This window comes from Aliiruegeria sabulilitoris (assembly GCF_001558155.1).
Classification (GTDB): Bacteria; Pseudomonadota; Alphaproteobacteria; order Rhodobacterales; family Rhodobacteraceae; genus Tropicimonas; species Tropicimonas sabulilitoris.
Genome location: NZ_LOAS01000003.1, coordinates 337819 through 351750 on the forward strand (window position 1 = coordinate 337819; position 13932 = coordinate 351750).

The following is a 13932-nucleotide window of genomic DNA, read 5'->3' on the forward strand; positions in this document are numbered from 1 at the left end:
ACGCTTCCCGGGAGGAGGGAAACGAAATGGAATTGAAGACGATAACCGGGCAACCGGTGATACAGGCAGAACGGATCACGCTGCGCCCGTTGCAGCGTTCCGACAAGGGCCTTTTGGAGCTCTATGCCGGCGACGAGCGTATTGCGACCAGCACGCGTTCGATCCCCCACCCGCTGCCGCCTGGCGCGGCCGAAGCCTTCATCGCACGGAGTCATGCACAAGACCGCAACGAAGATGTCTGGGCGCTGGATGGAACCGGTGCCGGTCTGGGTGAGCTCGTGGGCGTCATCTCGCTTTCGCGTATGGAAGATGCGCCGCATCAATCGGAAATCGGTTACTGGGTCGCGCCGATCCTGTGGCATAGCGGGCTTGCGTCCGAAGCTGTCAGTACGCTTCTGGCCGCCAATCCGCAGAATTGCGACACGGTCTTTGCCGAGGTGTTCCAGGACAACCCCTTCTCGGCCCGCATCCTTACAAATGTCGGTTTTCAGTATCTTGGCGATGCCGAGACATTCTCGGTTGCCCGCGGCGCCAACGTGGCGACCTGGACCTATCTGAAGAAATTCTGATACGGCCCTCCACACCGGACCGAGCAGCTTCCCTACAATTGGACGCATCCATAGCCGGCAAGCCGAAAACCTCTTCCAGAAAGCAAACAACCGGCGCCATGTTCATTGCCCAGGACATGGCGCCGGCGCAACCCGGCAAGGGAAGATAGAGAGCCGGGCTTTTCGGTTATTCCCCCATCATCGATGGCAGGGTCATCGAGATCGCCGGGACATAGGTCACGAGGATCAGCGCCGCCAGGATGGCAACGTAGAAGGGCAGGATCGATTTCACCGCGTCCTCGATCCGGATCCGGCCAACCGCGCAGCCCGCGAAGAGGCAGGTACCAACCGGCGGTGTGCACAGGCCGAGGCCCAGGTTCACCAGCATCATGATGCCGAACTGGATCGGGTCCATGCCGAGGTCCTTGGCGATTGGCAGGAAGATCGGCGTACAGATCAAGATCAGCGCCGCCATATCCATAATCATGCCCAAGACCAGCAGCATCAGGTTGATCATCAGCAGGATCATCCAGGTCTTGTCGGAGATGCCAAGCAGCAGTTGGCTGAGCTTGTCGGGGACCTGGTAGAGCGCCAGCAGGTAGGCGAAGGCGCCTGCAAAGCCGATCAGGATCATCACCATGGCCGTCGTCCGCACGGCGGAGGTCAGCGCGATGGTGAATTCCTTCCAGCCCAGCGTGCGGTAGAAGACCGAGGTCAGCACCACGGCATAGATCGCGCCGAAGGCACCGGATTCGGTCACCGTGAAGATGCCCGAGAGCACGCCGCCGACGATGATCACAGCGGTGACCAGGCCAGGGATGGCGATTGCGCCCGTGCGGGCGACCTCTCTCCAGCCGGGGAAGGGCTCGGCGGGATACTTGTGCTTGATTGCGATCCAGTAGGCCGCGACCGCGAGGCACAGGCACATCATCACGCCGGGCACGACGCCCGCGAGGAAGAGTTTCGACACCGAGATGCCGCCCCCTGCCGCCACCGCGTAGATGATCATGTTATGCGATGGTGGGATGACGATCCCCGCGATGGAGGATGTCACGGTCACGTTGACCGCGTAATCCGCGCGATATCCCTTTTCCTTCATCACCGGGATCAGGATCGAGCCGAGCGCCGAGATGTCGGCGATGGCCGAGCCGGAGATGCCGCCAAAGAGCATGGACGACAGGATGTTCACCGTTGCGAGGCCGCCGCGGATATGGCCGACCAGCGCGCCGGCGAAACGAACCAGCCGGATGGCGATGCCGCCGTGGAGCATGATCTCGCCGGCGAAGACGAAGAACGGGATGGCCAGCAGCGCGAAAACGGAGATGCCCGACATCGTACGCTGGAAGGTGATCAGGAGCGGGAAGCCTTCGTACCAGAAGGCCGAGGCCGCAGCGATGCCCATTGCGAAAGCGACGGGCACGCCGATCACAACCGCGCCGGCAAAAATGCCGAGAAGAATGGCAAGACCCATCGATTATGACTCCTCGTGGTGGACGGGGTCAGGATAGGTTTCCCCGTTTTTCCAGTAGATGACGCGGAAAACGGCACGGAAGCCGGCGAAGATCGTGATCAGCCCGCCGCAGAGGACGAAGGCAAGCGTTCGGAAGCTTTCGGGGATGTTGAGCATGGGCAGCATCGTTTCCCAGCCAAAGGCGAAGAGCTCAAGCCCGGCAATGAACATCACGCAGCCGAAGGAGGCCAGGATGATGTCGATAACGAAGCGTAGAAGCCCGGTGCCCTTGGGCCCGAAGGCGTCGCGGAAGAGTGTCACGCTGAGGTGAAATTGCTCGTGGATGCCCACGGCGGCGCCGAGAAAGGCGATATACCCGACCAGAAGGAGCCCGAGTTGCTCGACCCAGGTCGGAGTGACGTTCATGACGTAGCGCCCCCACACCAGCCAGCCGAAAGTGGCGACCAGGGTGGCGAGAGCGACGGCGCAGATAATGAGACAGAGCTTGGAGAGGAGATCGAGCAACCCCTCGATCCTGTGCACGAAGGAAAGGCTGTTTGACATGCCCCTTGCTTTCTTGGTTGGCTGGCGCCCCGGACAATCCGGGGCGCCGCGGTGGTGTCTAGTTACGGATCATTCGAAGTTCTGGAAGAGCTCGACGATCCCTTTCATATCCGGGTTGTTGGTCAGGTAGGTTTCATAAACCGGAGCCATGGCTTCCTGGAACGGGGTCTTGTCCTCGATCATGTTGACCTGGACACCGGCGGCCTTGACGACTTCCATCGACTTGGCTTCACGCTCGGCCCAGAGCTCACGCTGGAGCATGGTCGAGTTCTTGCCGGCAACCTTGACGATTTCCTGCTGTTCCGGGGTCAGACCTTCCCAGGCCTTCTTGGAGACGACCAGGACTTCGGGAATGATCAGGTGCTCGGACATCGAGTAGAACGGGGCCACTTCGTAGTGGGCGGTCGACTCGTAGGACGGCGGGTTGTTCTCGGCGCCATCGACCACGTTGGTCTTGAGCGACTGGTAAACCTCGGCAAAGGCCATCGGGGTGGCGTTGCCGCCCATAGCCGCGATCATGTTGACGAACAAGTCGTTGTTCATCACGCGAACCTTCATGCCTTCGACGTCCGCGGGCGTGTTGATCGGGCCCTTGGAGTTGTAGAAGGAGCGCGCGCCGGCGTCGTAGTAGCCAAGCGCGATCAGGCCCTTATCGGCCAGCGCCGTGGAAAGCGCTTCACCCGGCGCGCCGTCCATGGCGCGGTGCATCTGATCGATGCTCTTGAAGATGAAGGGCAGCGAAACCACGTTGGCTTCCGGAACCGCCTGCCCCATCGGGCCGAGGTTGAATTCGGCGAAATCGATGATGCCCAGACGCACCTGCTCGATGGCGTCGGGTTGCGAACCGAGCACGCCCTGGTGGAACACCTTGCCCTTGATCTCGCCACCGGTCTTTTCGGTCACTTCGGCCATGAAGGCCTCCATGCCATGAGACACCGGATAGTCCTCGACGTGGATATTCCAGCCGCGCCAATCCTTGGCGTTGGCCATCGGTGCTGCAACAACGGCAGCCAGAGTGATCGCGCTCGCGAAAACAGTGAACTTCGAGAATGCCATGGAATCCTCCCTTCGGTCATTCGTATCGATGTGGCGCACCCTACCGGCGGAACAAAATTTTACAACTACAAAAGGTGCGGCACATTGATATGCTAGTTGTTGAGTGCCTTGCAGTGCTGGGTTTGGCGGTTATGCATTTGTAATCAGGTCATAAAACAATGGGGTTTCGGCCTGATAGCCGACCGGAACGACCGCCAGCACCGCAGTTTGCGGGAATTTGACCCTACCTTCGCCGCGCCGCGCAGAGCGAGATTATCCGTTCTCGCGTTCGAACAAATCGACATCAAGCAATGCCGTAGCCTAGGACATTTGTTCTGTTTTACAAATATGGATCTCGCGCTTACATTTTGGGCAAACGCGGTCGGTCGTCATCATGGAAGAGCCAGGCGCAATCCGGCGACGGGTGTAGAGTGGAGGACCGAAAAATGGCTGTCACAGAAGAAAGTGCCGCAACGCGGGCCGTGCGTCCCGGCACTTTGTCCGACCAGGTCTACGAAAGGATCCTGGCCGGCATTGCGAACGATACCTACCCGGTTGGCAGCAAGCTTCCGACCGAACACGCGCTGTGTGATGAGTTCGGTGTGTCTCGCCCGGTCTTGCGGCAGGCCCTGAAGCAGTTGCGCGAAGACGATGTCATCCAGTCCCGACAGGGGTCGGGCTCGTATGTAAAGCGCCGCCCGGAAGGCGGGATTCTTGATTTTGCGCCGGTTGGTTCCATCGCGGATATCCAGCGCACTTTCGAGTTTCGCGCCGCAATCGAGGGTGAGGCCGCCTTTTTGGCGGCAAAGAGACGCAGCAAGGCGGATCTGGAAGCGATACGTGCGGCGGTCAGGGAGCTCGACCAATGCGTTGCCGAGGGATCGCTTGGCGTCGATGCCGATGAAATCCTTCATGCCGCGATCTGCCGGGCTTCCGACAACCAGTATTTTGTTGCGGCGCGCAATTCCATGCGTGAAAACATCCTGACCGGGATGAACCTGACACGGAACCTGTCCTTGACCAAATCTCTCGCACGTATGGAAATGGTCCAGGCCGAGCATTACGGAATTCTCGACGCCATCGAGCGGCAGGACGCCCCCGCCGCCAGGCAGGCAATGCGGGACCATGTCGAGAACGCCCGCAAGCGCGTCTTCGAGGGCGGTTGATTGACTCGCGGGTGACCGACTCAGCCAACCGAGCAGAAACCTTTTCGCGGAAGAGCGGTGGGCCGTCTGGATTTCGCTGGTCTTGGTTGGAAAGATTCTGTAGCCGAATATGTAAAAATTTGTTTCGTCACGCGGCATGTTTCTCCGGAACAGGCAAGGCGAAACGTCCCCAAAAACGTATCAAGGAGAGACCCAATGAAACTTCAGGGCAAGGTTGCCATCGTCACTGGTGGCGGACGCGACATCGGACGCGCCTGTGCCATGCGGTTGGCCGAGGAAGGCTGCGCGGTTGCGATCAACTACCATTCCAGCTCCGAGGGTGCCGACAGCGCCGTGACCGAGATTGCGCAGGCCGGTGGGCGCGCCTTCGCGATGAAAGGCGACATGACGCGGCGCGAAGATGTGCAGGCGCTGGTCGAGAAGGCCGTCGCCGAATGGGGGAAGGTTGATATCGCCGTGCCGAATGCCGGCGGAATCATCCGCCGCGTGCCGTTCATGGACCTGACCGGGGAGTTCATCGACGACATGATGGCGCTGAACTTCAAATCCGCCATTTATCTCGCGCAGGCCTGCGTGCCGCACATGGGCCCGGGTTCCTCCATCGTGATGATGGCAAGCCAGGCCGCGCGCGACGGCGGCGGAGCCGGATCGACCGCCTATGCCGCCTCCAAGGGCGCGGTTCTGACCATGACCCGCGGAATGGCCAAGGAGTTGGGTCCGAATATCCGTGTCAACGCGCTGAACCCCGGCATGATCGACACCGATTTCCACAACATCCACACCAAACCCGAGGCACGCAAGGCCTATGAGGCCGCCGTGCCCGTCAAGCGGCAGGGCTTGCCGGAAGACGTGGCCAACCTCGTGGCCTTCCTCGCCTCCGACGAAAGCGCCTTCATGACGGGCGTGGGCGTGGACATCAACGGCGGCTCCTTGTTCTCCTGATCTGTTTGCCGGCGGGCTCCAGTTCTCCAACGCCCGCTGGCCTTCCGCCCCCAATTTAGGTGGGGGCGGACTGAAACCCGACGCTGCAAATGCGCGAGCGAATATAACGCGTTGAGCAGGCTCATCCGCCCCTTCCGAGACCGCCAGGAAAACAACGCAGCGATGGTGCGCCATGGGTCATCGCCTCCCGAGAGTGCGAGCCTTTGGCTGCAGTTGGCGAGGGCGCCGAGGTGCATTGCACGGGCGTGAGCGACACGCGGACTGTCCATTCCGCCTGTCCGTGGCGCTGAAACAGGGCGATGCTGTCGATTGGATTCGCAAATCCCGATTGCCTGTAGACGCCGCCATGTCCGTCACTGCGATGCGTGCGAATGCCGGTGGTGCGACGTGAAATCTGGGCTACCATACAGGGACCCAGATCGCAGCCCGGGCCGGGCCGCATGTATTGGTTCCATCGAGAAGGAATTTCACATGACGTTTTCGCTTTCCACTAGATGTATGAACCAGCGCTCGCGGATCGAAATCCCATGTTTCCATTCCGATGAAAGGGAACGGGGGTGAAGGCCGGGCAGACCGGGCCCGGTCAGACACTGACCGGCTCGCGGGCCTGGATTGCCAAGCTGATTGGCGACCTGCGCGCGAGCTACTGGTTCATTCCCGGCCTGTGCCTTGTCGCGGCACATCTCATCGCAACCCTGACATTGCAGGCGGATCGCGCCTATCCCGCCCTGATCTCCGCCCTGCCCTCCGCGTTTTCTCAAACGCAGGTCGAGGGGGCGCGAGGGCTGCTGACATTGATGGCCAGTTCGGTGATCGGCGTGGCCGGCGTGATGTTCTCCATGACCATGGTTGCCGTGTCTTTCGCCTCGGGGAATTTCGGCCCGCGGCTGATCGGAAACTTCATGAGGGACCGTTGCACGCAATGGTCGCTTGGCATCCTCATCGGCACCTTCGCCTTCTGCCTCCAGATCCTGCGTGCCGTGCATGCAGGTGGCGAAGTGGAAGCTTTCCTGCCCCACCTGTCGCTCAATGCCGCCTTGTGGCTGACGCTGATTTCAATGGGCGTGATGATCTATTTCGTCCACCACGTGCCCGAAACGATCAATGTCAGCAATATCGCCTCCGCGCTTGGCCGACGGCTGGAAGCCGGGCTCCGCGCGGAAATCGACGCCGATCCGCCGGAGCCAGTGGCTATGACACCGACCGGCGCGCCGGATGCCCAGCCCTGTCTCGGGCGTTCCGGCTATGTACAGACACTCGATGCGGACCGTCTCCAACAACTCGCTGAGCGCGAGGATTGGCACATCCTGCTGCGAGCAGAGCCCGGCGATTTCGTCACTGCGGAAATGCCTGTGCTGGAAGTTTACCTGACTGCCAGCGCATCCGCTCCGGATGAGCAGGATGTGGCGGCGTTGATCGCCTGTTTTGCAATTGGAGACGAGCGCACCGAGGACCAGAACCCCAGCTTCCTCGTCGATCAACTGGTCGAGATGATCGCCCGGGCGATGTCCTCGGGCGTAAACGACCCATTCACCGCATGTGATTGTCTCAACCGTCTTTACGCCGCGCTCGATGTCGCGCTGACGTACAAGGGCGGGGTTCACTCGGTGGAGCGCGGGCCGATGGGCCAGAAACGGCTGACCTTCCCTGCCCTTCTGAATCGTTCTTTCGGCGCCAGCTTGCCCTATGTCAAAACGGACCGGATGGCTTGCGAGCACGCGGCCTCACTGGTTGCGCGGTTGCGGCCCTCGGCGCGCAACGAACGCGAGGCCGAAGCGCTGGACACGCTGTCGCGCGAACTCGCCGGCGCGGAGCCGCACTCCGGTGAATAGCACAAAGGCCTATTTTTTCATAATGATGGCCCACATTTCTTCATTCCCGACATGAGCCGTGCGGGGCCACGGCGATCGCGGCATCGGAAGGTTTTTGGGGGGATACTGCGCGTTGTGCTGCCCATCGCGTGGCTCGGTCGTTTCCTGGAGCCCTATATTCGGGAAATGATCCAATGCGCTCGTCTTGCTGGTCGCGGCAGGATCGAACTGCGGCGCCCTCACATCGGGCTGCAGCTTACTTGCCTGGCCCATGCCCAAGTTTTTCGGCCTGAGATAGCCACCGCGTAACGGTTGCCATGCCTTTCACGTGGCGAATGCCATTCAGAAGGGCGTCCGGCGTCTCCTGGCTCTCCGTGATCCGGATCTGTGCGATCCTGGCCGCCGCACTGGCTTTCCACCAAATCGGTCAGGGGCGGAAAACAGGGGGCGAACGGGACGGTGTTGGCTCAGCAAGCATTTTTGTCTCCTTTGATCAGTATCGCGCCGCGTCTCGGTCCATGCTTCGACAACGAACTGCGAGGAGAACTGCTCCAGCAGAAAATCGACTCTGCTCGGGACCGGTCGCATCGAACCATCCGTTTCCGGAGGAAGAGCCCCTGCCCCGAACCGGCTTCTTCCAAGCGCAAAACTGCCCAACCTCCGCTATGGAGATGTTGGGCAGCCTCAGCGCTCCTGGAGCCCCGCACGCTATTGGAGCCGGCGCCCGAACGAACGCGTTCAGAAGTGTTCCCAGCCCTCATCGAGTTTTTCGGCCGTGTTCGCGGTGCTCGCCGCAGGAATGGCAGCAGGTTTGCGTATCACGGCCTTTTGGACCGGACGTTTCACGGAGGCCCGTTGGGGTTGCCTGCCTGCCAGCGAGAAGCTGCCGGTGTTTTCCTCCAGAGTCGCGGCTTGCGACTTGAGCGAGCTGACTGTTGCAGTGGTCTCCTCGAACATGGCGGCGTTTTGCTGCGTGACCTGGTCCAGCCGGTTCACCGCAGTGGAAATCTCGGCAAGGCTGGTCGATTGCTGGGCCGAGGTGTCCGCAATCGTCTCGACCAGTTCGTTCAGGTCCAGGATCATCTTGCCGATTTCCTCTAGCGCCGTGCCGGAAGAATTGGCGAGTTCCACCCCACCGTCGACTTGCTCGGTCGAGGTGGCGATCAAGGCGCTGATCTCGCGGGCGGATTCCGATGAACGTTGAGCAAGGGCCCGGACCTCGGACGCGACGACCGAGAAGCCGCGCCCGGCTTCCCCCGCACGCGCGGCTTCCACCCCGGCATTGAGCGCCAGTAGATTGGTCTGGAACGCGATTTCGTCGATGACATTGGTGATATGGGAGATCTTTCTCGAGCTCTCCGCGATCTCGGTCATCGCCGTGATCGTACGCTGGACGACTTCTCCGCCGGCTTCGGATCTCTGACGCGCGAGGACAACTGTCCTGGCGGCATCCTTCGCACCCTGGCTGGAATTTTCCACCGAAGCGGTCAGTTCGGTGATGGCAGCGGCGGTTTCTTCCAGAGACGCCGCCTGGGATTCGGTGCGACGCGACATCTCGGAGGCCGCCTCGTCCAGCGCATCGCTTTCGCTGCGAATGGTAAGGGAGCTTTCGACGATCGACCCGACAAGAACCGCAATCCTGCTGACGGCGCTGTTGAAATTATGCCGGAGCTGCTCGTATTCCTGCGGGAAGGCCTCCTCGATCTGTACGCTCAGGTCGCCGTTCGACATGGCGCTCAGGGATCCCGAAAGCGCATCCACGACTTTCTCCTGATCGGCCCGATGCCGTTCGCGCTCCGCTTCCACAAGGGCGCGTTGTTCTTCCCTCTCCTTGCGTTGATTTTCTTCTTCCTCGTGGCGACGTTCGGCCTCGGCGGCCTGGCGCCGCTCCATTTCGATTTCCTTTTCGCGGGCTTCCTCGCGTTGCCTGGCGAGCTCGGCGTCCTTTTCGTCCTGCTCTTTTTCCAGTTGCCGTCGCTCCACCATGGCACCTCTGAAGGTCTCGATTGCCCGCGCCATGGCGCCGAGTTCGCCGTTCCGGCCGACATGCGGCACCTCGGCGTCGATATCGCCATCGGTCATCCCGCGCATCCGCCCCATCAGGGCCGACAACGGTCGCGTGATGCTCCGAACGAGCAGCGTCGACAGAACGACCAGAAGGATGAGCCCGATTGCCGAAACGATCAGGCTGATCTTTTTCATTACCCAGATGTCGGCCTGGATATCAGACAAGTACGAGCCGGCGCCGACGATCCATCCCCATTCGGAGAAGTCGTGCGCAAAACTGATCTTGTCTTCATGGACGGTCTCACCGGGCTTAACGAAGCGATAGTTGAACGAGCCTTGACCTTCGGCCCGGGCGATATCGCGCAGCTCCTTGTATACGTTCACACCGTCGGCGTTCTTGTAGGTTGCCCGGCTTTTCCCGACCAGTTCCGGATTTGGCCGCATGACTTCCATGACAAGATCGTAGTTGAAGACGAAAAAGTACCCGTCGTCATCAAACCGCATGTCGTTCAGAAAACGTCTGCCTTCTTCCATGGCGGTTTTTCGGTCGATCTTGCCACTCTGCACTTCCTCCTCGAGAGTCACGAGCACGCTGGTTGCCGTTTCGACAACGTCGTGGAGGTGATCCTTGCGCATTTCATAGATACTGTCGGCCGCGACCGTTTGAAGGACTTCCGACAGGCTGAGTGTGATCAGACAGGCCAGCCCGACGATCATGTAGATACGTACGGAGACCCTGGAGAGTAGGTGAGAGAACATTTACGTGCCCGTTTTGCTGCATTCTCCACCAAAACCTGGCGTCTGGGCGAGACGAGCATTCGCGGGCCGCAAGGGAATTACAGACCAGCTCTACCGGATACGCAGATCTGATGGATTGATATATCACCTAACGTCAAGGTCTTAACAACAGGTGAGCGCATTTCGGCGCCATCTGCCTGTTTCGCGGGCGGTGCCGGTCAGAGATTTGTTAAGACAATTGTCGGATACGCCATGGTGTGGCGACGACGTGTCACTGACGACAGATGGGCGATCAGCAAGATGTACCAAGGTGCCTTGGGTCCATTCGACCAGCAGATCCTGTTTCAGGCTGCCAAGCACGCGGGCTTTGCCCAATGGTTTGCGGACCCGCGGACCCGGCGGATGTGGGCGACGGATGCGTTCTATGATCTTCTCGGCTTCGACCCGCGCGAGGTCAGCCTGGATCACGAATGGATCAGGAAACGCCTGCATCCCGATGATGTCGGCAAGAATTTCGAACGTATGCGAAAAGCCTTCTCCGGCGAGAATGACGGTTTCGACACCGATTTCCGTTTGATGTGCAAGGATCGGTCCTACAAGTGGTTCCATGCCACCGGCCGCCTCTATGAACGCGAAAGCAGCCGGGCGGAGCCGATCGTCTGTGGCAACCTGACCGACATCTCGAGCCGCAAGGCGACCGAAGATCGCCTGCGTGAAGCACTGAGCCTTGCCGAAACGGCCCGGGAGGAAGCCGAGAAGAGCGAAGACCTGCTGCTTCTGGCCACCGAATATGCCGGAATATCGCCCTGGTTGCTCAACCCAAGCTTCGGCACATTCATCCGCAACAAGCGCTTCAAGACCCTCGGCGGAATACGGATGGACGGGGATATGGGCCATTCTTCCAACGTGTATTCCCGCATTCATCCCGATGATCTTCCAGCCGTCCAGCGGGAACTCGCGGACTTGCTCCATGGGCAGCAAGACGTTGCAAAGGTCGAGCACAGGCTACTCCACGAGGAAGGCCATTATGTCTGGTGCTCGAGCATTGCGCGCCTGCTTCCGGCAACGGTTGAGAAACGCTCGAACCTGGTCTGTGGCGTCACCGTCGATATCTCGGAAAGAAAGGCCCATGAGGTCGAACTGAACGTGGCGCTGAAGAAAGCGCAGGCCACCCGTCTTGAGGCTTTGGAAGCCGCGGATATACTGCGCCATTCGACCGAGAAAAGCAGTGTCGTTCCCTGGTATCGAATTCCTGAAACGGGTGAGGGAAACGTGGCCGGCCACCTGGCGACGATCCTCGGCTTTCCGGCGGATTTCAAGATAGGGTTCCGGCAACTGCTCGAACTGCTTCATCCCGATGACGCCCGGGACATGGACGATAACTTCCTGGCCCTGAATCGGGGCGAGATCGAGGAACTCGGCGGCGCGTTCCGGTTGCGGCGGGCCGATGGAAACTGGCGTTGGTTCAAGGGCCGAGCGCAACGGGTGGACCGCTCGGCCGAGGGGCTTCCGGTCATGATCTGCGGCAGTCTCACGGATATCGACGAACTCAAGCAGAACGAGGCCCGCCTCGCCGAGACGGCTAACACGCTTCGGCGGTCGCATGAGCATCTGACGCTTGTGGCCGATGTCGCCCCCGTCGGTCTGTACGAGTTCCGGCTGTCGCCCGATGGTCGCTTCGATTTCCCCTATTGCAGTGGGCGCTTCGCGGATTTCGCGGGTGTCGACCATGTCGAGATCATGAAGGACTCGATGAAATTGTTCCGTGTGGTGGTGCCGGAGGACATCCCGGCCCTCCTCGCGAGCGTTCACAGGAGCGCGGAAACGCTGGAGCTCTGGCACGCGCGGTTCCGGATTCGTCACCCCGAGCGCGGCATCGTCTGGCTCCACGGATCCTCCGTTCCCCGCAAGGAGCCGGACGGTACCTGTATCTGGACCGGCGCCTTTCTTGACGTCACCGCCGACATGGAGCGCGAACAGGAACAGCGTCACGCCCACCATCTCGCCGAGCAGATGCGCGCCGAAAACGAACGTCAGGCGCTGCATGACGGGCTGACCGGCCTGCCGAACCGGAGATATTATGACAAGGTGATCGGCGAAAGGCTGGAACGGGCGCGATCGGCAGGGCCGAAAGACGCGGTACTGATCCGCATCGATCTCGATTACTTTAAACATGTAAATGACACGCTGGGCCATGAGGCTGGCGACAATGTTCTGGTCCACGTCGCGGAGATTCTTGAACGTTCCATCCGGTCGAGCGATTTCGCGGCGCGCATCGGCGGCGACGAGTTTTCAATTCTTATGGCCCCGAGTGCCTCGGAAGCGGTCGCGCGGGACGTCGTCAGACGTATCCGCAGCGAATTGCAGAAACCGATGAAATACGAAGGTCGGCAATGTCGCTTCGGGGCGAGCTTCGGAGTGGCATATTCGCAGGATCTTTCTCGGGATGGGGCGGATATCCAGATGTTCGCCGACGCGGCGCTGTATCGTGCGAAGGTCTCAGGCCGCAATCGCCTGGAGTTCTTCACGCCCGACCTCCACCAATCGCTCCTCCGCGACCGGCGGCTTTCGGTCGAGATCCACGAAGCGATCGAAGGCGACCAGTTCGTGCCCTTTTTCCAGCCGCAAATCTCGGCGGAGACCGGCTGTCTTGTCGGCCTGGAAGTGCTGCTGCGATGGCGTCATCCCACCAAGGGGTTGGTCACGCCCGAGGCATTCCTGCAGGTCGCCGAACAACTGCGGCTGGTCGCGGATATCGACCGGATCATGATGGAGAAATCGCTCGAAGCCCTCGGACGATGGCGCGAAAGGGGGCTTGAGGTTCCTAAGATCAGCTTCAACGTCTCCTCTGGCCGGATGCACGATCCTGGCGTGGTGGCCCTGGCCGCGCAGATGGCTGCCAGCAACACGCGGGTAACCTTTGAATTGCTCGAGTCGATCCTGATCGAGGAAGAGAATGCCGCCTTCCGCGACCATCTGGCGAAGATTCGCGCGGCCGGCATCGATATCGAGATCGACGATTTCGGATCGGGCCACGCCTCGATCATCGGGTTGATGGAGATCGCGCCTTCGGCTTTGAAGATCGACAAGAGAATCGTGTTCCCCGTTGCGAGCGACGACCGGGCCCGGAAACTTGTGCGCGCGATCGTCGAGATCGCGAATACGCTCGGCATCAACACCGTGGCCGAGGGCGTCGAAACCGAGCAACAGGCCAAGGCCCTGCGCGAAATCGGCTGCAACGTCCTGCAAGGCTACCTTTTTTCCTGTCCATTGAGCGAGGAACGTTTCCTGACCTTCGCGCTGGAACTCGAAAAAACCTGTGCCCACTGAAGCCGGCAGTCTCCTGCCATCGGCTTGCGAAAATAGCGCGTGCGCCGCCTCATGCGTCAAAAGATGGCACCTCGCAATCCACGCCTGATAGGCACGGCAAGTCCCGACAACATCGCGCCAGCTTCCGCGCCACTTAGGGAATGCCGGTTCGCAGGCGACAAACGGGAAGCGACGTCCGGATGCGACTGCAGGAATCACCGTGTTAAGACTCCGTGCCGTTCCGTTCGATCTCGACGAAGCGCAGGCAGGCTAGCGCCGCGGCGTTACCCCCGTGCCCGGCGGGCAGCCAAGGCTAGGTGTTCAGTCCCGGCATCTGGTGGATCGGATTGACGATGAATCGA

At 60.6% G+C, this 13932-nt stretch carries 9 protein-coding genes; 5 read left to right on the plus strand and 4 right to left on the minus strand.

The genetic code is table 11. The annotated features are described in order from the left end of the window. Positions 1 to 26: 26 nt before the first annotated feature. A complete protein-coding gene (locus AX756_RS06045; RefSeq protein ID WP_068309541.1) occupies positions 27 to 569 on the plus strand; it encodes a GNAT family N-acetyltransferase in 543 nt (180 codons plus the stop codon). 166 nt (positions 570 to 735) lie between these two features. Here the strand turns inward: AX756_RS06045 and AX756_RS06050 are convergent, their stop codons facing one another. The 3 genes from AX756_RS06050 to AX756_RS06060 form a co-directional block, all read right to left on the minus strand. Beyond that, positions 736 to 2019 carry a TRAP transporter large permease gene (locus AX756_RS06050; RefSeq protein ID WP_068309542.1) on the minus strand — a complete coding sequence of 428 codons (1284 nt, stop codon included), beginning with the start codon at positions 2017 to 2019 and terminating at the stop codon, positions 736 to 738. Positions 2020 to 2022: 3 nt separating this feature from the next. After that, a complete protein-coding gene (locus AX756_RS06055; RefSeq protein WP_068309543.1) occupies positions 2023 to 2562 on the minus strand; it encodes a TRAP transporter small permease in 540 nt (179 codons plus the stop codon). A 69-nt stretch (positions 2563 to 2631) separates the two neighbouring features. Continuing rightward, positions 2632 to 3618, minus strand: a complete 987-nt coding sequence (locus AX756_RS06060) for a TRAP transporter substrate-binding protein (RefSeq protein ID WP_068309544.1) — start codon at positions 3616 to 3618, stop codon at positions 2632 to 2634. Positions 3619 to 4043: 425 nt separating this feature from the next. Between AX756_RS06060 and AX756_RS06065 the strand changes: the two genes are divergently transcribed. From AX756_RS06065 to AX756_RS06075, 3 genes are all read left to right on the plus strand, one after another. Continuing rightward, positions 4044 to 4763 carry a FadR/GntR family transcriptional regulator gene (locus tag AX756_RS06065; RefSeq protein WP_068309545.1) on the plus strand — a complete coding sequence of 240 codons (720 nt, stop codon included), beginning with the start codon at positions 4044 to 4046 and terminating at the stop codon, positions 4761 to 4763. Between the two features lie 195 nt (positions 4764 to 4958). After that, positions 4959 to 5705, plus strand: coding sequence for an SDR family NAD(P)-dependent oxidoreductase (locus tag AX756_RS06070; protein WP_068309546.1), 747 nt, complete (start codon positions 4959 to 4961; stop codon positions 5703 to 5705). A gap of 557 nt (positions 5706 to 6262) precedes the next feature. Continuing rightward, positions 6263 to 7537, plus strand: coding sequence for a DUF2254 domain-containing protein (locus AX756_RS06075; RefSeq protein WP_068309547.1), 1275 nt, complete (start codon positions 6263 to 6265; stop codon positions 7535 to 7537). A 717-nt stretch (positions 7538 to 8254) separates the two neighbouring features. Here the strand turns inward: AX756_RS06075 and AX756_RS06085 are convergent. Further along, entirely contained in the window at positions 8255 to 10282 is a 2028-nt protein-coding gene (locus tag AX756_RS06085) for a methyl-accepting chemotaxis protein (RefSeq protein WP_082738956.1), read from the minus strand. A 279-nt stretch (positions 10283 to 10561) separates the two neighbouring features. On the opposite strand from AX756_RS06085, the gene AX756_RS06090 reads away from it, so the two are divergent. Next, a complete protein-coding gene (locus AX756_RS06090; RefSeq protein WP_068309549.1) occupies positions 10562 to 13591 on the plus strand; it encodes a sensor domain-containing protein in 3030 nt (1009 codons plus the stop codon). Positions 13592 to 13932 lie beyond the last annotated feature (341 nt).

Excerpts from the sequence above, each read along its gene's own strand:
- AX756_RS06055 (WP_068309543.1), bottom strand. The coding sequence starts at position 2,562 with ATGTCAAACAGCCTTTCCTTCGTGCACAGGATCGAGGGGTTGCTCGAT.
- AX756_RS06060 (WP_068309544.1), bottom strand. The coding sequence starts at position 3,618 with ATGGCATTCTCGAAGTTCACTGTTTTCGCGAGCGCGATCACTCTGGCT.
- AX756_RS06045 (WP_068309541.1), top strand. The coding sequence starts at position 27 with ATGGAATTGAAGACGATAACCGGGCAACCGGTGATACAGGCAGAACGG.
- AX756_RS06085 (WP_082738956.1), bottom strand. The coding sequence starts at position 10,282 with ATGTTCTCTCACCTACTCTCCAGGGTCTCCGTACGTATCTACATGATC.
- AX756_RS06070 (WP_068309546.1), top strand. The coding sequence starts at position 4,959 with ATGAAACTTCAGGGCAAGGTTGCCATCGTCACTGGTGGCGGACGCGAC.
- AX756_RS06090 (WP_068309549.1), top strand. The coding sequence starts at position 10,562 with ATGTACCAAGGTGCCTTGGGTCCATTCGACCAGCAGATCCTGTTTCAG.
- AX756_RS06050 (WP_068309542.1), bottom strand. The coding sequence starts at position 2,019 with ATGGGTCTTGCCATTCTTCTCGGCATTTTTGCCGGCGCGGTTGTGATC.
- AX756_RS06065 (WP_068309545.1), top strand. The coding sequence starts at position 4,044 with ATGGCTGTCACAGAAGAAAGTGCCGCAACGCGGGCCGTGCGTCCCGGC.